Here is a 16,363-nt window from a genome sequence, read left to right as displayed (position 1 = left end):
CCGTCACACGGTCGGGCCGCCCCCTCGGGCGTTCCCGGACGTCCCCCCTGGTGGGAGGGGGTGCCAGGACGGCATAGGCTCGGGGCGTCGCCTGCCCCGGGAGGGAACCCGCTCATGAGTACTCCGCCGTTCCTGGACCTGCCCCGCTGCGCCCGGGCGGAGCGCGTGCCGACCGGGCGCGGGGAGTTCGCGGCGCTGCGCGCGGAGCCGGACGGCCCGGTACGCGGCTCGGCTCTGCTGGTGCCGGGGTTCACCGGCAGCAAGGAGGACTTCATCGCGCTGCTCGCGCCGCTCGCGGCCGCCGGGTACCGGGTGACGGCCGTGGACCAGCGGGGTCAGTACGAGACCGGCGGGCCGGACGACGGGGCAGCGTACGCCGTGGCCGCGCTGGGCGCCGACGTCCGGGCGCTGACCGAGGTGCTGGCCGCGGAGGGCGGGCCGGTGCACCTGCTGGGGCACTCCTTCGGCGGCCAGGTGGTCCGGGAGGCGGTGCTCGCGGCCGCCGAGGAGGGCCCGCTGCCGTGGCGTTCGCTGACCCTGATGGCCACCGGGCCGGGCGCGATCGACCCGGCCGAGGCGGCCCGGACCAGGATGCTGCTGGACGTCCTGCCGGTGATGGGCCTGGAGGAGATCTGGCAGGTCATGCGGCAGATGGACGAGAGCGGCGGGGAGCCGAAGCCCGCCCTGGCGCCGGGGGTCGCGGAGTTCCTGCACCGCCGCTGGGTGGCCAACGTGCCGCGGTCGCTGGCCGTCACCGGCGCGCACCTGGTCGCCGCGCCGGACCGGGTGGACGAGCTGGCCGCGGTGGCGGCCGGGACGCTGCCGGTGCTGGTGGTGTCCGGGGAGCAGGACTACGCCTGGCCGGTGCCGGAGCAGGGCGCGATGGCGCGGCGGCTGGGCGCCCGCCGGGTGGTCGTCGCGGGCGCGGCCCACTCCCCCAACGCCGAGCGGCCGGCCGCCACGGCCGAGGCGCTGGCCGCGTTCTGGGCCTGAGCCCGGCCCCCCGACCGACCCGCTCCCCAGCGTGGTCTGTACCACTTCCGGAGGTTCGACCGGGCTCGGCACAGGACAAAAGTCGTTAGTTACGGTAATCTTTGATTCTGTCCGGGAATCATCGGCGACATCCACAGGGTGCCTTTCAGCCGAAACCCGGACGTTACGGACGGGCAACGGCCCGGTAGCACCGCCACGACACCGTGGTTCACGAGGGACTGGACGCACCAGGCAAGCCCAGGGGGAGCCCTTGCCGCAGCAGACCGCCACACGTACGACCCGCGTGGTCCGGCCGCAGCGCCGGATCCGCAGGACCCCGAAAGGGCTGATACCGACTCAGCCGCAACCGCCCCGCCCCGCGGGGCCCGAAAAGGAGACGCCCATGACCAAGCCCATGCGCTTCGAGATCCTCCGACTGGACGACGCCAACGGCTCCGCGACCGACCGCGTGATCGCCGACGCCGAGACCGTCCGCGAGCTCGTCCAGGACGCCGCCCGCACCGGCGAGCGCCTGCTCATCCGCCCGTGCCCGACCGTCTGACCCAGCGCGGCGCCTCCGACCGGGAGACCTCACCCGCCGCCGACGAGCCGGGATCGTCCGATCCGGACGTACCGATACCCGACTGACGCCCCGTCACCGCGATCGCCGTTGACGGGGCGTCAGTGCGTCCGGCCCCGGAACGGACCGACCCCGGCCCCGACTCGGCCCCGACTCGGCCCCGACTCGGCTCCGACACCAGCCCCGGCCCCGGTACGTTTGCCGCCGCCCGCGACGGGACATCCCCCAACGGGAACCGCCCGCGCCGCAAGCCATCCGCGCCGGCCGGGCGTCCAGCACCGACAGGGTGCCGCCGGGCCGTCCGTACGGGTGATCGTCCTTGACGCGGCGGTCCGGAGGGAGGAGCGTTGTCGGCTATGAGGGGCGAGCCAAGCTGTCCGAGGTGCGCCGGTCGGGTCCGCGCCCCCGGTCTTTTTTCGGACACCTGGCAGTGCGACCGGCACGGAGCCGTCCACCCGATGCAGCCCGTACTGCCCCCGAGCGTGGAAGCCCTGGGCGTCGCCGTCGCCCGTTCCCAGGTCCCCGTCTGGCTGCCCTGGCCGCTCCCGGTCGGCTGGCTCTACACCGGCATCGCCCACGTCGGCGACGACGTCTCGGGCGCCCGGGCCACCGCCGTCGCCTGCTCCGGGCCCGCCCCGCTCGGCGGCTTCGGCGAACTGGTGCTGGTCGCCGAGGAACTGGGCGTCGGGCTCGGCGCCCGCTACGCCGGACTGCCCGGCCCCGACCCGGGCGACTCGGTCGGCCTCTACAAGCCCGCCGACGCCAAGCTGATGGCCGCCGGGCGGCCCACCCCGATGTTCCACGTCCCGGACGCCCCGCCCGACCGCGCGGTGTTCGTCGGCGAGGCCCGCGGGCTCTGGCTCTGGGCGATCGCCTGGCCCGAGCAGTCCGCGCTGGTGATGTACGACGAGCTGGTGCTCACCGACCTGCGCGAGGCCGGCGCCGAACTGGACCTGCTGCCCTGCGGGGCGCTCTCCCCCCGACTGCTGGGCTGACGGCGGACCGGACGGCCTATCCTGGGCGGCACCCACCAGCCCGAGGAGTCCGCCCCGTGCGCATCGACCTGCACGCCCACAGCAACGCCTCCGACGGCACCGACAGCCCGGCCGAGCTGGTCGCGGCGGCGGTCGCGGCCGGCCTCGACGTGGTCGCGCTCACCGACCACGACACCGTCGCCGGGCACGCCGGGGCCGCCACCGCCGTGCACGCGCTGCCGGACGGCACCCGGCTGACCGTCGTCCCCGGCGCCGAACTGTCCTGTGTGGTGGACGGCGTCAGCATGCACCTGCTGGCCTACCTGTTCGACCCCGAGGAGCCGGAGTTCGCGGCCGAGCGCGAGCTGGTGCGCACCGACCGGTTCCGGCGCGGCCGGGCGGTCGTCGAGCGCTGCCGGGAGCTCGGCGCGGACATCAGCTGGGAGCAGGTGCAGCGGATCGCCGGGGCCGGTTCGGTGGGGCGGCCGCACATCGCCAGCGCGCTGGTCGAGGCGGGCGTGGTGGCCACCGTCTCGGACGCCTTCACCCCGCAGTGGCTGGCCAACGGCGGCCGGGCGGACGTCCGCAAGCACGAGACCGACCCGGTGCGGGCGGTCCGGCTGGTCCGGGCGGCCGGCGGGGTGCCGGTGTTCGCCCACCCCGGCGCGGTCAAGCGCGGCCGGACCGTCCCGGACGGGGTGATCGCCGACCTCGCGGCCGCCGGACTGGCCGGGCTGGAGGTCGACCACACCGACCACGACGAGGAGACCAGGCAGCGGCTGCGCGGCCTGGCCGGCGACCTCGGCCTGCTGGTCACCGGCTCCAGCGACTACCACGGCAGCCGCAAGACCGTCCGGCTCGGCGAGCACACCACCGACCCCGGGGTGTACGAGGCCCTGCTGGCCCAGGCCACCGGGGCGAAGCCGATCGAGCGCTGACGGCGGGCGGGGCCGCGCTCCGGCGCACCGGGGCGCGGTGGGGCGGGCGGGCCGCCCGTGCGCCCTGCGGGCCGGGGGCCGGGGGCCGGCGCCGGGCCGGGAGTCAGTCGAGCTTGACGCCGCGCCGCTGCGGGTCGCGCAGGTCGGTGCCCTGGTCCAGCCAGCGCTCCTGGAGCGCGGCCGCGCCGTGCACCCGCTTCCAGCCCGCCTCGTTGGGCGTCATCGGCAGCAGCGGCAGGAAGCGCACCGGCTCGGCGGGCTCGGCAAGTTCCAGGTCCTCGACCAGCCCGCCCGGCTCGGCGGCCAGCACCGAGGTGAACGGGGCGCCCTCCCAGAGCGGGGCACCGAGGTCCAGCGAGCCGCCCGGGGCCACCACCAGGCCCTCGACCTGCGGCGTCGCGGCGAAGGTGGCGAGGCTGCGCAGCACGCCGTCGCGCCCGCCGCGCACCGTCAGCACCAGTTCGGCGCGCGGTCCGCGCAGCTGGTCGGCGACCGGCTGGGTCGGGTCGGCCATCGGGGCGGCCGCCATTCCGAGCGTCGCGTAGCGGACCAGGCCGTCGGCGTCCGGGCCGAAGCGCAGCACCTCGATCCGGTCGGTGCCCAGGAAGGTGACGGCGGCGCGGCCGCTCGGCTCGCCGAAGGTGGAGATCAGCCGGGCCTCGACGGCCGCCAGCACCGCCTCCCGGGTGAGGTCCGGGGAGCTGCCGCCGTGGGGGTCGCCGAAGGACGGGAAGTCGTGCGCCATGCCGGTGAGCGTAACCCGGGCCGCCCCGGCGTCCGCGCGGGGGCGTACGGGCGAAGGCCGGGGAAACCCCGGGGCACCGATGCCCGGTCAGATGTTAGGGTGAGCGACTGGCCACCGGGATCGCAGGTCCCGGGGCGGCGAGCGAAGGAGGTGGTTGCGGTGGATACCGGCCGACCATGCAGTACCGGCAGCTCTGCCCGGCCCCGACTTCCCCGCACTTCCCGCCCCGCAGGCCTCAGCGGCTGACCGAGCCCTAGTGGCCCGGGCGCGGGTCGGCGGCGGACGGACCGGCCGGGAGAGCACCCCTCGTCCCCTTCACCGGTGTTCCTCGCCGTCGCACCACGGCCCTTCCGCGTCCCCTCCGCGCCACCGTGCGACGGCTCCTGCCCCAGGGAGCCTGTCATGTCGATGATCAACAGCCTGCGCGCCGCCGTCCGCACCAACCGCCGCCGGGGCGCCGTCGGGCCGTACGACGCCGTGCCCGAGGGCGCCGGCTCGGCGGTCGTGGACTGCGCGGTCTACCAGCACGGCCGGCGCAACGGCGAGACCTGCAGCCCCCGCGAGGCCGCCCGCCGGGTCAAGGCCGCGCACCAACTCCCGGACACCGCCGGGTCGTTCAGCTGGATCGGGCTGCACGAGCCGACCGGGGCCGAGTTCGAGGGGATCGCCCAGCGGTTCGGCCTGCACCCGCTCGCGGTGGAGGACGCGGTGCACGCCCACCAGCGGCCCAAGGTGGAGCGCTACGACGACGTGCTGTTCGCCGTCTTCAAGACCATCCGCTACGTCGAGCACGACCAACTCACGCCCACCAGCGAGGTGGTGGAGACCGGCGAGCTGATGGTCTTCGCCGGCCGGGACTTCGTGATCACCGTCCGGCACGGCGGCCACGGCTCGCTGCAGGAGCTGCGGCACCGCCTGGAGGCGGACGCGGACGAGGCCGGGCTGCTCGCCAAGGGCCCGGCCGCGGTGCTGCACGCGATCGCCGACCACGTGGTGGACAACTACCTGCTGGTCGCCGAGCGGCTGCAGAACGACGTGGACGAGATCGAGTACGGCGTCTTCTCGGCCAAGGGCGCGCGCACCGCGGACGTCGGCCGGGTCTACCAACTCAAGCGCGAGGTACTGGAGTTCAAGCGCGCGGTGGCACCGCTGCTGCGCCCGATGCAGCAGCTGTCCGAGCCGCAGCAGGGCCTGGTCGACCCGGACATCCAGAAGTACTTCCGGGACGTCGCCGACCACCTGGCCCGGGTCACCGAGCAGGTGCACGGCTTCGACGAACTGCTGAACTCGCTGCTCCAGGCCAACCTGGCGCAGGTGTCGGTGGCGCAGAACGAGGACATGCGCAAGATCACCGCCTGGGCGGCGATCTTCGCGGTGCCCACCATGATCACCGGCGTGTACGGCATGAACTTCGACTACATGCCCGAACTGCACCACGCCTACGGCTACCCGCTGGTGCTCACCGCGATCGCGGTGATCTGCGTCGGGATGTACCGGGGCTTCCGCCGCAACGGCTGGCTGTAGCGCCCCCAGGGCCCCGTCCCCAGGCCCCGCCCCCGCGGGGGCGTCAGCGCCGCCCGCCGCGGGCGACCAGGACCAGGCCGAGCAGGATCAGCACCACCGCCGGGTACGCCGCCGCCGGGGGCCACTGGCCGAGCCAGAGCGCGGCGATCAGGGCCGCGCCCGGGGTCTCCAGCAGGATCGCGGTGGAGGTGATCGACGGGCCGAGGGTGCGCACCACCCGGTTGCTCAGCGAGTGCCCGAGCAGCTGCGCGGTGACCATCAGCAGCACGATCTGCCACCAGGCCCCGGCCGACCAGCCGGACAGCCGCGTACCGGTGGCCAGGCAGATCACCAGCAGGCCGACCGCCGTGGTCGTGTAGCAGACCAGCGTGTACGCGGTGGTGCTGACCGTCCTGCGGACCTCCGCGCCCAGCAGCATGTACCCGGCCGCGGCCAGGCCCGCGGCGAGCGCGAGGGCGTCGCCGAGCAGGGCGCGCGGGGACATCGAGAGGTCGACGCCGGTCAGCACCAGCACACCGGCGAAGGCGACGACCGTCCCGAGCCAGACCATCCTCGGCGCACGGACGCCGAACAGCCGCATCAGCAGGATCGTCCACAGCGGGGTGGTGGTGACCAGGGCGGTCGCGGAGGCCACCGAGGTCATCCGCAGGCTGGGCATCCAGAGCGCGAAGTGCACCGCGAGCAGCACCCCGGCGGCGACCGCGAGCAGCAGCGCCCGCCGGCCGATCCCGCGCAGCTCGGCGCGGTGGCGCAGCAGCGCGTACGGACCCAGGGCGCCGACCGACATGACGTTGCGCCAGAAGGCGATGGCCAGCGCGGGCGCGGCGGTGGCGGAGATCAGCGGGCCGGAGAAGGAGATGCCGCCGATCGAGACGGCGAGCAGCAGCAGGTCGGCGGTGGGGAGCGGGTGCGCGGGCCGCTGGTCGGCGGCGGTGGCAGGGGCGGGGGTGGTCGCGGGCCGGGCGGCGGGCACGGCGCTCCTTCGCTGGTCGCGGGGGCGGGGCGCTCATACGGTAAGGCCCGTGGGCCGTCAATGGAACTGTCGCCCGGAGGCTGAGACGTCCGGCCGGGCGGGCGCGGGCGGCGAGCCCGTACGCTGTCCGCCATGGACCGCAACTCCGCCGCCCCCGTCGCCGACGACTTCCTCGACCAGGCCCTGCTGGAGGAGGCCGCGAAGAAGTCCGGACTGCTCTGGGTGCGCGCGGACGGCGAGGCGCAGGCCCGCCCGCTGTGGCACGCCTGGCACGACGGCGCCGTGGTGGTCGTCGGCGGGGGCGGCGAGCAGCCCCTGCACGGCCTGACCCCGGGCGCCCGCGCCGTGATCACCGTGCGCAGCAAGGACAAGGGCGGCCGGCTGACCGGCTGGGCCGCCGAGGTGGTCGAGCTGGCGCCGAACGGCGAGGCCTGGCTGGGCGCCGTCGAGGAACTCAAGGGCAAGCGGCTGAACGCGCCCGACACGGACACCATCACCGAGCGCTGGGCCCGCGAGTGCCGGGTGCTGCGGCTGCGCCCGGCCGGGGCGCTGACCGAGCGTCCGGGCGCCATGCCGGACGGCTCGCACGCCGCCGAGCCGATGCCCACCCCGGCCACCACCCGCCGCCCGATCCCCGCCGGACTGCCCAAACTGCTGTTCAAGCGCCGTTAAAGGTTCATGCCGAGGACGCCTGGGCCCGCTACCGTGCCTCACCGGGCCGGGTGCACGCGGCGCGGGTAGCCTTGGCCGGACGTGCGCCCCGGTGCACACCGTACGGCGCCGAGCAGGTCGGACCGCTCGGGCAGGGTCGAGGGAGTCGAGGGAGTTCATGGCAGGGCCAGGAAGCCGGGTCTTCATCTCCCACCTCTCCGCCGTCGCGGTGTTCGACCCGAACGGCGACCAGGTCGGGCGGGTCCGCGACGTGGTCGTCTCGCTGCGCCTCGGCGGCCGCCCCCCGCTGGTGCTCGGCCTGGTGGTCGAGGTCGTCGCCCGGCGTCGGATCTTCCTGCCGATGACCAGGGTGACCAGCCTGGAGTCCGGCCAGGTGCTCACCACCGGCCTGATCAACCTGCGCCGGTTCGAGCAGCGGCCGTCCGAGACCCTGGTGCTGGCCGAGCTGCTGGACCGCACCGTCACCTGGTCCAAGACCGCCGAGGACGTCACCGTGCTGGACGTCGGCATGGTGCAGACCCGGCTGCGCGAGTGGGAGGTCAGCAAGGTCTTCGTCCAGGTCGGCCGGGCCACCCGGCTGCGCAAGGGCAAGGGCGAGCGGCTCACCCTGGACTGGCAGGACGTCACCGGCTTCGCGCTGCCCGAGCAGGACCAGGGCGCGGCCAACCTGCTCGCCACCTTCGAGCAGCTGCGCCCGGCCGACCTCGCCAGCGTGATGCACCACCTGTCGGCCAAGCGCCGCGCCGAGGTGGCCGCCGCGCTGCCGGACGAGCGGCTCGCGGACGTCCTGGAGGAGCTGCCCGAGGACGACCAGGTCGAGATCATCGGCAAGCTCCAGGGGGAGCGGGCGGCCGACGTCCTGGAGGCGATGGACCCGGACGACGCCGCCGACCTGCTCTCCGAACTGCCCGGCGACGAGGCCGAGCGGCTGCTCGGCCTGATGGAGCCGGAGGAGGCCGAGCCGGTCCGCCGGCTGCTCTCCTACGAGGAGGACACCGCCGGCGGTCTGATGACCACCGAGCCGATCGTCCTGGAGCCGGACGCGACGGTCGCCGAGGCGCTGGCCCGGATCCGGATCCGCGACCACAAGCCCGCGCTGGCCGCCCAGGTGTACGTCTGCCGGCCGCCGAACGAGACCCCGACCGGCAAGTACCTGGGCGCGGTGCACTTCCAGCGGCTGCTGCGCGAGCCCCCGTACGTCCTGGTCGGCTCGCTGGTGGACGACGACCTGGACGCGCTGCCGCCGGACACCCCGCTGTCCCTGGTCACCAGCTACCTGGCGACGTACAACCTGGTGGCCGCGCCGGTCGTGGACGAGGCCGACCACCTGCTCGGCGCGGTGACCGTCGACGACGTGCTCGACCACCTGCTGCCCGAGGACTGGCGCGACGCCGCGCTGCACGCCGGGGACGACGACAGAGACGAGGTGCACGGTGGACGGTGACCGCAACGGCCGGCGGGGCGAGTCCGCCCGCCGGCGCCTGCAGGGCGAACTGCGGGAGCTGCGCCAGCTGCGCGAACTGCGCACCCGCGAGGGCGGCGGCCGGGAGCGCCTGGAGACCTCCCCGATCACCGGCTCCAACCGCACCCGGCTCGACCAGCCCCGCACCGCGCGGCCCGGCCTGCTGACCCTGCCGTCCTACGACCCCGAGGCCTTCGGCGTGCTGTCGGAGCGGATCGCCCGCTTCCTCGGCACCGGGCGGTTCATCGTCTGGATGACGGTGGTGATCATCGTCTGGGTGCTGTGGAACACCATGCTGCCCTCGGACGCGCGCTTCGACGAGTACCCGTTCATCTTCCTGACCCTGGTGCTGTCGCTCCAGGCCTCCTACGCGGCGCCGCTGATCCTGCTGGCGCAGAACCGGCAGGACAACCGGGACCGCGTCAACATGGAGCAGGACCGGGCCCGCAGCGACCGCAACATCGCCGACACCGAGTACCTGGCCCGCGAGGTCGCGGCCCTGCGGCACGGGCTCGGCGAGGTGGCCACCCGGGACTTCATCCGGTCCGAGCTCCAGTCGCTGCTCAAGGAGATCGACGAACGGCGGGGCGCCTCCGAGGCGTTGTGACCGGCGGCACGCTACCGGCCGGTTAAGCGGTTCGCCCGGAGCCGTACCATCAAGGCATGGCCAACGAGACAGAGGTCGCGGCCGGCGTCACGGAGGACTCCGTACGCCAGGCGCTGGCGACCGTCAACGACCCGGAGATCAACCGTCCGATCACCGAGATCGGCATGGTGAAATCGGTCGGGATCGCCGAGGACGGCGCGGTGCGCGTCGCGGTCTACCTGACCGTCTCCGGCTGTCCGATGCGCGACACCATCGTCACCCGGGTCCGTGACGCGGTCGGCCGGGTGCCCGGGGTGACCGGCGTCGAGGTCGAACTCGACGTGATGAGCGACGAGCAGCGCAAGGAGCTCTCCCAGCTGCTGCGCGGCGGTGCCCCCGAGCGGGAGATCCCGTTCGCCAAGCCGGGCACGCTGACCCGGGTCTACGCCGTCGCCTCCGGCAAGGGCGGCGTCGGCAAGTCCTCGGTGACCGTCAACCTGGCCGCCGCGATGGCCGCGGACGGGTTGAAGGTCGCCGTCGTGGACGCCGACATCTACGGCCACAGCGTGCCGCGCATGCTGGGCGTCGAGGGCCGGCCCACCCAGGTCCAGGACATGATCATGCCGCCGCAGGCGAACGGCGTGAAGGTCATCTCGATCGGCATGTTCACCCCGGGCAACGCCCCGGTGGTCTGGCGCGGCCCGATGCTGCACCGCGCGCTGCAGCAGTTCCTGGCCGACGTCTACTGGGGCGACCTGGACGTGCTGCTGCTGGACCTGCCGCCCGGCACCGGCGACATCGCGATCTCGGTGGCCCAGCTGGTCCCCAACGCGGAGATCCTGATCGTCACCACCCCGCAGATGGCCGCCGCCGAGGTGGCCGAGCGGGCCGGCACCATCGCGGTGCAGACCCACCAGAAGATCGTCGGCGTGATCGAGAACATGTCCGGCATGCCGTGCCCGCACTGCGACGAGATGATCGACGTCTTCGGCACCGGCGGCGGCCAGACCGTCGCCGACGCGCTGACCCGCACCGTCGGCGCCACCGTCCCGGTGCTCGGCTCGATCCCGATCGACGTCCGGCTGCGCGAGGGCGGCGACGACGGCCGCCCGGTCGTGCTCGCCGCCCCCGACTCCCCGGCCGGCGCCGCCCTGCGCGCCGTGGCCGGCAAGCTCGGCGGCCGCCGGCGCGGCCTGTCCGGCATGTCCCTGGGGCTGACGCCCAAGAACAAGTTCTGACGTTCCGAGCGGGCGTACGCGGCGGGGCCGGACGGATCACCGTCCGGCCCCGCCGCGTGTCCGCTGCCTCCCTACGGCCGGGCGTAGCCGCCCAGGTCGGGGACGGTGGCGAAGCCGACGCCGTAGGCGCTGACGCCCCGGCCGAAGGCGCCGAGCAGCACGCCGGGGGCCTCGCCGGCCAGCACCCAGCCGTACTCGGACTCCCGGTAGCGGAAGGGCTGCGGCAGGCCGTTGACCGGCAGGCTCAGGGTCGACCAGCCGGGCCCGGCCAGGTCGTCGGCGAGGTCCCACGCCAGGTTGCTCTGCTGGTCCAGCCAGTCCTGGCGCAGCGCGCGGTCCAGCTGGCCGGGCCAGGTCGCGGCGAGCAGGCCGGAGCCGGCCAGCCAGGCCGCGGAGGAGGCGGACGTCGCCTCCAGCGTGCCGGTGTTGTCGGCGCTGCGGCGGCTGTCCCGGCGGGCCACGGTGACCACCACGGCGAACTTGCGCACATCGCGCGGCTCGAACTGCTTGGCCGGCTCGTCGCCGTGGCCGAGGGTGCCGTAGTCGACGCCGCCGGCCGCCCCGCCGCGGGGGCCGCCCGCGCCGGCCTGCATCAGGAAGCGGCGGCCGGTCCAGCCCTCGTCCAGGCCGTACCAGGGGAAGTCGGCGGACAGGTAGGGCACCAGCGGGTCCGCCGGACCGGCCTGCCCGCCGACCACCGGGCCGCCGGCCGTGACCGTCGCCCCTCCCGCCTGACTCGTCGCGTCCATCCCCGGGCCTCCTCAACGCACGTGTGCCTGCCGTGGCGCGCTCCCATGGTGGCGTACCTCGGCGCTCCCGGGGGCCGTTCCTGGTCCGCGCGGGCGCGGATGTGACGGACGGCTCAACGGGAACAATCAGCACAATAGCGGCGCGCACGCCGGGGCCCCGCTCAGCCGGGCGGGCCGGCGGGAATTGTCGGACGCACCCCGGGCCGCGGACGGCCGGCCCGGATCAGGTGGCGTCGGGGTCGAACGGGGGCCGCTCGCCGGGCTGCAGCGGGGCGCCGGCGGAGGCGGGCGCCGCGGCCTTCTCGAAACTCACGCTGCCCGTCCGGCCGTTCACCGGCGCGGCCGGCTTGTCGTCCAGGACGGAGCGGATGTCGAGCGACTCCTTCATGTCCTTGAGGCCCAGCGGGTCCTGCTGGTCGCCCATCAGCTGCTTGCGGACGAAGGTCTTGGGGTTGAGGTCCTCGAACTCGAAGTCCTTGAAATCGGGCCCCAGCTCGCTGCGGATGTCCTCCTTCGCGGTGTCGGCGAAGGAACGGACCTTCCGGATGAAGCCCATGGTGTCCTGGATCAGCTTCGGCAGCTTGTCCGGGCCGAAGACGACGATCGCCAGTACGGCCAGGGTCAGCAGCTTCAGCCCGCCTACATCGGTGAACACCTGGGCTCCCTAGCTCATCGGACGACGTTCCTACAGGGTAATGGCCACCGGCGAGTCCCTGGTCCACGACGGGATGAAGCCGTGGTAAAGACCAGCCGGTGGCCGGGGGCCCGGCAAGATCGGCCGGACAGGGCCTAACGGGTCTGCTGGCGCAGGGCGGCGATGTTGCCCGGGTAGCGCTCCGGGGAGGAGGACGGCTCCGGGTCGCGGGTGGCGGCCACCGGGCGGCCCGGGAAGTCCACCGGGACCTGCGCGTTCATCGGGACGTAGCCGCTCCGGCCACTGGTGCCGCCCACCGGGCTCACCGTGGTGCCGTGCTGCTCCTCGCCCTGGGTGAGCCCCCCGACGCCGCCGAGCGTCACCGCGGCGACCGAGAAGGCGCCCGCGGCGGCGAACACCAGACGGCGGCCGCGGGCCGCGGAGGGCCGCAGGACGGCCGCCGCGGGCTGCGGGCGGGCGGCGGTGCGGTCGGGGCGGGCGACGGCCTCCGGACGGCCGCTGCGCCGGCCGATGAGCGGTCGCAGCATCGAGCCGCGGCCGAAGGCGCGCGGGTCGACCCCGGGCAGCGGGGTGGCAGCGCCGAGCGCGCCCGCGCCGAAGGAGGCACCGGCGCCGCGGCCGAATGAGCCGCCGGTCAGCCGGCTGCCGCCGAGCGTCCCGGTGGCGTTCACGCCGCCACCGGGGAGGTCGTCGTCGTCCCGGCCGCGGGGCCAGCCGGCGTCCGCCGGGGCGTCCTCGGGGAGGCTGCCGACGGCCATCAGCCGGGCCATCAGCGCGGAGGAGGGGCCGGGGGTGTCGGTGCGGGTCAGCAGGTGCTTGACGGACCGGCCCTCGTCGGCCTCGGCCTTGCACTGCGGACAGGTGGCCAGGTGGGCCAGGACCCGCTCGCGGGAGTCGTGGCCGAGTTCGCCGTCCAGGAAGGCGGAGAGCCGGTCGCCCAGGTGGTGCTCCTCGGCCGCGGGCTCGGCGGGCCGTACGGGCAGCGCGCGCAGCGCCGTGTCGGCGGGCAGCGGGACGGCGGGCAGCAGTGGGTCCCCGAGGTCACCGCCCACCGGGTCCGCGGCGCCGCGGCGGCCCGGAAGGGCCCAGCTCCGCCGGGTCGAGGACCGGTCGGACGCATCCGAACGGTCCTGACCGGACCAGCCGGTTCCGCTCACGATCGCCTCCGTCCGCGCCCGCCCGGCGCCGTCGCGACCTCGGCGGCGACGCCGACCGGCACCGGCTCCTCCGAGCCGCCGCGGCGCTCGCGGCCCGGGGCCGAGCCGGGGGCGCGGTGCTTGAGGGCGGCGCGCAGGTGGGAGCGGCCGCGGTGGATGCGGCTGCGGACGGTGCCGAGCTTGACGCCCAGGGTGGCGGCGATCTCCTCGTAGGACAGGCCCTCGATGTCGCAGAGCACCACGGCGGCGCGGAACTCCGGCGCGAGGGTGTCCAGGGCCTGCTGCACGTCGGCGTCGAAGTGGGTGTCGCTGAAGTGCTGGGCCGGGCTGGGCTCGCGGGAGGCGAGCCGCTCGGCCGCGTCCTCGCCGAGCGCGTCGAAGCGGATGCGCTGGCGGCGGCGGACCATGTCCAGGAACAGGTTGGTGGTGATCCGGTGCAGCCAGCCCTCGAAGGTGCCGGGGGTGTAGGTCGACAACGAACGGAACACCCGGACGAAGACCTCCTGGGTGAGGTCCTCGGCGTCGTGCTGGTTGCCCGTCAGCCGGTACGCGAGGCGGTAGACGCGGGCGCTGTGCGCCTCGACGATCTCCTCCCACGTGGGCGGAGTCCAGCTCTGCGAGTCGGGACCCTCGGCGAAGGTCGCGAGGACAGGGGCCTCGGCGGTACCGGCGGCCGGCGTGGCGGCGGCGGGCTGGTCCAGGTCGGAGTGCGCAGGCTGGTTCATCACGGGCTTCGGCGTACGGGCCGACGCGGTGCCGCGGGAGTGCCGCCGCACAGGGACGTCGCCCTCGGCCACACCTCCTCGGTCGGCTCTTCTGCCCAGCAGGGCCACCACCATATCCACCTCACCCGTCAAGCCCGGATAAAAGTGTCCGGGCGGTCTTGCGCACCCGGTCGTCAGTGACAACGGCCCGCCGCCGTACGCGGTTCCCGCCCGGCCAGTAATCTGTGGCAGGAAATATCGACATGCTCCGGCACCGGGCCGCCACCCGGGGCTCCGAAAGAGGCAGCCATCAGCGAGTTCGGGCCCGCGCGCGCGGCCCTCGCCGACACCTACGTGGGCGAGGACGCCGTGCTGACCTACGCCCGGGCCCAGTCCGCGCGGACCGGCATACGGGCCATCGGGCCGAGCGGCGGGGCCTGCCTGCGGCTGCTGGCCGCCGCCCTGGACGCCAAGGCGGTGGCCGAGATCGGCACCGGCACCGGCGTCTCCGGCGTCTACCTGCTGCGCGGGATGCGGCCGGACGGCGTGCTCACCACGGTCGACTCGGAGCCGGTGCGCCAGCAACTGGCCCGCGAGGCCTACCAGGCGGCCGGGTTCGCGGCCAACCGCTCGCGGTTCATACCGGGCCGGGCCCTGGAGGTGCTGCCCCGGCTCGCCGACGGCCAGTACGACCTGGTGTTCTGCGACGGCGACCCGGCCGAGTCGCGGGAGTACCTGCTGGAGTCGCTGCGGCTGCTGCGGCCGGGCGGGATGGTCTGCTTCGAGGGGGTCTTCCAGGAGGGGCGGCTCGCCGAGCCGGACCACCAGGACCCGCAGACCGGCGCGGTGCGCGACCTGGTGCGGGACGTGCGGGAGAGCGACGCCCTGCTGCCCGCGCTGCTGCCGGTCTCGGACGGGCTGCTCTGCGCCGTGAAGCGCTAGCGGCCGCGCGGCGCCGGAGGCCCTGAGGCGCCGGAGCACGCCGGGCCCCCTCCCCCGGAGAACGCACGGGCCCGGGCCGACATGACGTCGTGCCCGGGCCCGGCGGTACGTCTCCAGGAGACGGCGAGCGCTGCGGTCAGCCGCAGGCCTTCTTCAGGGCCTCGCCCAGGGCGTCGGCCTCGTCAGGCGTGAGCTCCACCACGAGACGTCCGCCGCCTTCGAGCGGAACGCGCATGATGATGCCCCGCCCCTCTTTGGTGACTTCGAGCGGGCCGTCACCCGTCCGCGGCTTCATGGCCGCCATGCTCGTTCCCCTTCCTGCAACCGCTCAGCTACGCACCGGCAGTCCGTCCACCGCCGGTATCGAACGCATTGATCGGAAGCCATTATCCCGCATGCCACGGCCTGATGACCAACATCACTCTCGGTGCAACCACGGCCGGACCGGCAGCAACCACCGCAATCGGCACCAAAAGCCCCGGCGTGGCGGCGGTGGTGACGGCACCGGAAGGTGCGATACCTCACACTCCCCAGTCCGGCCTCCGCTCCGGCATCCTGGCACGACCACCCGCGTGACGATCGTCGAGGGAGCCCTCACCCATGTCCGATTCCGTGCTCTACGAGCTGGACGGCGGCCTCGCCGTCATCACCATCAACCGCCCGGAGGCGATGAACGCCCTGGACGTGGCCACCAAGGTCGCGCTGCGCGACGCCGTGACCGAGGCCGCCGGGGACCCGGCCGTGCGCGCGGTGCTGCTCACCGGCGCGGGCGAGCGGGCCTTCTGCGTCGGGCAGGACCTGAACGAGCACCTGGCGCTGCTCAAGCGCTTCGAGGAGACCGGCGAGGGCGCGCTGCGGACCGTCGCCGAGCACTACAACCCGCTGACCCGCGCGCTGGCCGGGATGCGCAAGCCGACCGTCGCCGCGGTCGGCGGGGTGGCGGCCGGCGCGGGCGCCTCGCTCGCCTTCGCCTGCGACTTCCGGATCCTGTCCGACCGGGCCGGCTTCAACACCGCCTTCGCCGGGATCGCCCTGACCGCTGACTCCGGCGCGTCCTGGACCCTGCCCCGGCTGGTCGGGCACGCCAAGGCCACCGAGCTGCTGATGCTGCCCCGCACGGTCAAGGCCGCCGAGGCGATGGAGCTGGGCCTGGCCACCAAGGTCGTGCCGGGCGACGAACTCGCCGCCACCGCACGGGTCTTCGCCCGCGAGCTGGCCGAGGGCCCGACGGTGGCCTACGGCGCCGTCAAGGAGTCCCTGGCGTACGGCGCCTCGCACTCGCTGGACGAGCTGCTCGACAAGGAGGACGAACTCCAGACCCTGGCCGGGGAGAGCGAGGACCACCGGATCGCGGTGCGCGCCTTCATCGCCAAGGAGAAGCCGAAGTACGTCGGCCGCTAGATGAATGAGTCCGATGTCCTCAGTGGTCATAGGCGATGAGTGAGCGCTTGATCGCGGCGCCGGTGTTCCAGTTGTGCCAGATCGCGGCGGC

18 protein-coding genes are annotated in these 16,363 nt (G+C 74.5%); 11 read left to right on the top strand and 7 right to left on the bottom strand.

All coding sequences use genetic code 11. From position 1 onward, the window contains the following. Positions 1-114: 114 nt before the first annotated feature. From ACFV8H_RS39615 to ACFV8H_RS39600, 4 genes are all read left to right on the top strand, one after another. On the top strand, positions 115-993 hold the full coding sequence (locus ACFV8H_RS39615; RefSeq protein WP_380409398.1) for an alpha/beta fold hydrolase: 879 nt from the start codon (positions 115-117) through the stop codon (positions 991-993). Between the two features lie 382 nt (positions 994-1,375). Beyond that, positions 1,376-1,534 (top strand): hypothetical protein, encoded by a 159-nt coding sequence (locus ACFV8H_RS39610; RefSeq protein WP_188305309.1) that lies wholly within the window; start codon positions 1,376-1,378, stop codon positions 1,532-1,534. A 374-nt stretch (positions 1,535-1,908) separates the two neighbouring features. Next, positions 1,909-2,547: a DUF6758 family protein gene (locus ACFV8H_RS39605; RefSeq protein ID WP_350511866.1), complete on the top strand. Its 639-nt coding sequence runs from the start codon at positions 1,909-1,911 to the stop codon at positions 2,545-2,547. A gap of 56 nt (positions 2,548-2,603) precedes the next feature. Beyond that, on the top strand, positions 2,604-3,464 hold the full coding sequence (locus ACFV8H_RS39600) for a PHP domain-containing protein (RefSeq protein ID WP_380409396.1): 861 nt from the start codon (positions 2,604-2,606) through the stop codon (positions 3,462-3,464). 103 nt (positions 3,465-3,567) lie between these two features. Here the strand turns inward: ACFV8H_RS39600 and ACFV8H_RS39595 are convergent, their stop codons facing one another. Then, the gene (locus tag ACFV8H_RS39595; RefSeq protein WP_380409395.1) at positions 3,568-4,209 is read right to left on the bottom strand and encodes a suppressor of fused domain protein; all 642 of its coding nucleotides are present in this window, start codon (positions 4,207-4,209) and stop codon (positions 3,568-3,570) included. A gap of 402 nt (positions 4,210-4,611) precedes the next feature. On the opposite strand from ACFV8H_RS39595, the gene corA reads away from it, so the two are divergent. Then, positions 4,612-5,733, top strand: a complete 1,122-nt coding sequence (gene corA / locus ACFV8H_RS39590) for a magnesium/cobalt transporter CorA (protein ID WP_380409393.1) — start codon at positions 4,612-4,614, stop codon at positions 5,731-5,733. A 43-nt stretch (positions 5,734-5,776) separates the two neighbouring features. Here corA and ACFV8H_RS39585 read toward each other — a convergent pair whose 3' ends face one another. Next, positions 5,777-6,706 carry a DMT family transporter gene (locus tag ACFV8H_RS39585; protein WP_380409392.1) on the bottom strand — a complete coding sequence of 310 codons (930 nt, stop codon included), beginning with the start codon at positions 6,704-6,706 and terminating at the stop codon, positions 5,777-5,779. 132 nt (positions 6,707-6,838) lie between these two features. Here ACFV8H_RS39585 and ACFV8H_RS39580 point away from each other — a divergent pair, with 132 nt between their 5' ends. The 4 genes from ACFV8H_RS39580 to ACFV8H_RS39565 all read left to right on the top strand — a co-directional run bounded on the left by ACFV8H_RS39580 (position 6,839) and on the right by ACFV8H_RS39565 (position 10,664). Then, positions 6,839-7,378 carry a hypothetical protein gene (locus tag ACFV8H_RS39580; protein ID WP_380409390.1) on the top strand — a complete coding sequence of 180 codons (540 nt, stop codon included), beginning with the start codon at positions 6,839-6,841 and terminating at the stop codon, positions 7,376-7,378. 157 nt (positions 7,379-7,535) lie between these two features. Beyond that, a complete protein-coding gene (locus tag ACFV8H_RS39575; protein WP_375884798.1) occupies positions 7,536-8,822 on the top strand; it encodes a magnesium transporter MgtE N-terminal domain-containing protein in 1,287 nt (428 codons plus the stop codon). Between the two features lie 67 nt (positions 8,823-8,889). Further along, the gene (locus ACFV8H_RS39570) at positions 8,890-9,447 is read left to right on the top strand and encodes a DUF1003 domain-containing protein (protein WP_375884889.1); all 558 of its coding nucleotides are present in this window, start codon (positions 8,890-8,892) and stop codon (positions 9,445-9,447) included. A gap of 56 nt (positions 9,448-9,503) precedes the next feature. After that, positions 9,504-10,664 (top strand): Mrp/NBP35 family ATP-binding protein, encoded by a 1,161-nt coding sequence (locus ACFV8H_RS39565; RefSeq protein WP_380409389.1) that lies wholly within the window; start codon positions 9,504-9,506, stop codon positions 10,662-10,664. 71 nt (positions 10,665-10,735) lie between these two features. On the opposite strand, the gene ACFV8H_RS39560 is transcribed toward ACFV8H_RS39565, so the two are convergent. The 4 genes from ACFV8H_RS39560 to sigE all read right to left on the bottom strand — a co-directional run bounded on the left by ACFV8H_RS39560 (position 10,736) and on the right by sigE (position 13,950). Continuing rightward, positions 10,736-11,413, bottom strand: coding sequence for a hypothetical protein (locus tag ACFV8H_RS39560; RefSeq protein WP_375884793.1), 678 nt, complete (start codon positions 11,411-11,413; stop codon positions 10,736-10,738). A gap of 223 nt (positions 11,414-11,636) precedes the next feature. Next, positions 11,637-12,068 (bottom strand): sec-independent translocase, encoded by a 432-nt coding sequence (locus ACFV8H_RS39555; protein WP_380409387.1) that lies wholly within the window; start codon positions 12,066-12,068, stop codon positions 11,637-11,639. A gap of 134 nt (positions 12,069-12,202) precedes the next feature. After that, positions 12,203-13,225 (bottom strand): anti-sigma factor family protein, encoded by a 1,023-nt coding sequence (locus tag ACFV8H_RS39550; protein ID WP_380409385.1) that lies wholly within the window; start codon positions 13,223-13,225, stop codon positions 12,203-12,205. After that, on the bottom strand, positions 13,222-13,950 hold the full coding sequence (gene sigE / locus ACFV8H_RS39545; protein WP_375884886.1) for an RNA polymerase sigma factor SigE: 729 nt from the start codon (positions 13,948-13,950) through the stop codon (positions 13,222-13,224). Before sigE ends, ACFV8H_RS39550 begins: the two co-directional genes overlap by 4 nt. 288 nt (positions 13,951-14,238) lie before the next feature. Here sigE and ACFV8H_RS39540 point away from each other — a divergent pair, with 288 nt between their 5' ends. Continuing rightward, positions 14,239-14,871, top strand: a complete 633-nt coding sequence (locus ACFV8H_RS39540; protein ID WP_380409399.1) for an O-methyltransferase — start codon at positions 14,239-14,241, stop codon at positions 14,869-14,871. 136 nt (positions 14,872-15,007) lie between these two features. Here the strand turns inward: ACFV8H_RS39540 and ACFV8H_RS39535 are convergent, their stop codons facing one another. After that, the gene (locus tag ACFV8H_RS39535) at positions 15,008-15,175 is read right to left on the bottom strand and encodes a DUF3117 domain-containing protein (protein ID WP_014137929.1); all 168 of its coding nucleotides are present in this window, start codon (positions 15,173-15,175) and stop codon (positions 15,008-15,010) included. A 296-nt stretch (positions 15,176-15,471) separates the two neighbouring features. Between ACFV8H_RS39535 and ACFV8H_RS39530 the strand changes: the two genes are divergently transcribed. Beyond that, positions 15,472-16,272 (top strand): enoyl-CoA hydratase-related protein, encoded by an 801-nt coding sequence (locus ACFV8H_RS39530; RefSeq protein ID WP_380409383.1) that lies wholly within the window; start codon positions 15,472-15,474, stop codon positions 16,270-16,272. The last annotated feature ends 91 nt before the right edge of the window (positions 16,273-16,363 follow it).

The sequence above is a fragment of the Kitasatospora sp. NPDC059827 genome (assembly GCF_042731675.1).
In the GTDB taxonomy this organism is placed as follows: Bacteria; Actinomycetota; Actinomycetes; order Streptomycetales; family Streptomycetaceae; genus Kitasatospora.
This window is presented reverse-complemented; position numbering and strand designations above follow the sequence as displayed.

Bases quoted from the DNA above. Each gene is read 5' to 3' on its own strand.
- ACFV8H_RS39615 (WP_380409398.1), top strand. From the start codon at position 115: ATGAGTACTCCGCCGTTCCTGGACCTGCCCCGCTGCGCCCGGGCGGAG.
- ACFV8H_RS39610 (WP_188305309.1), top strand. From the start codon at position 1,376: ATGACCAAGCCCATGCGCTTCGAGATCCTCCGACTGGACGACGCCAAC.
- ACFV8H_RS39605 (WP_350511866.1), top strand. From the start codon at position 1,909: ATGAGGGGCGAGCCAAGCTGTCCGAGGTGCGCCGGTCGGGTCCGCGCC.
- ACFV8H_RS39595 (WP_380409395.1), bottom strand. From the start codon at position 4,209: ATGGCGCACGACTTCCCGTCCTTCGGCGACCCCCACGGCGGCAGCTCC.
- corA (WP_380409393.1), top strand. From the start codon at position 4,612: ATGTCGATGATCAACAGCCTGCGCGCCGCCGTCCGCACCAACCGCCGC.
- ACFV8H_RS39580 (WP_380409390.1), top strand. From the start codon at position 6,839: ATGGACCGCAACTCCGCCGCCCCCGTCGCCGACGACTTCCTCGACCAG.
- ACFV8H_RS39575 (WP_375884798.1), top strand. From the start codon at position 7,536: ATGGCAGGGCCAGGAAGCCGGGTCTTCATCTCCCACCTCTCCGCCGTC.
- ACFV8H_RS39565 (WP_380409389.1), top strand. From the start codon at position 9,504: ATGGCCAACGAGACAGAGGTCGCGGCCGGCGTCACGGAGGACTCCGTA.
- ACFV8H_RS39560 (WP_375884793.1), bottom strand. From the start codon at position 11,413: ATGGACGCGACGAGTCAGGCGGGAGGGGCGACGGTCACGGCCGGCGGC.
- sigE (WP_375884886.1), bottom strand. From the start codon at position 13,950: ATGAACCAGCCTGCGCACTCCGACCTGGACCAGCCCGCCGCCGCCACG.
- ACFV8H_RS39535 (WP_014137929.1), bottom strand. From the start codon at position 15,175: ATGGCGGCCATGAAGCCGCGGACGGGTGACGGCCCGCTCGAAGTCACC.
- ACFV8H_RS39530 (WP_380409383.1), top strand. From the start codon at position 15,472: ATGTCCGATTCCGTGCTCTACGAGCTGGACGGCGGCCTCGCCGTCATC.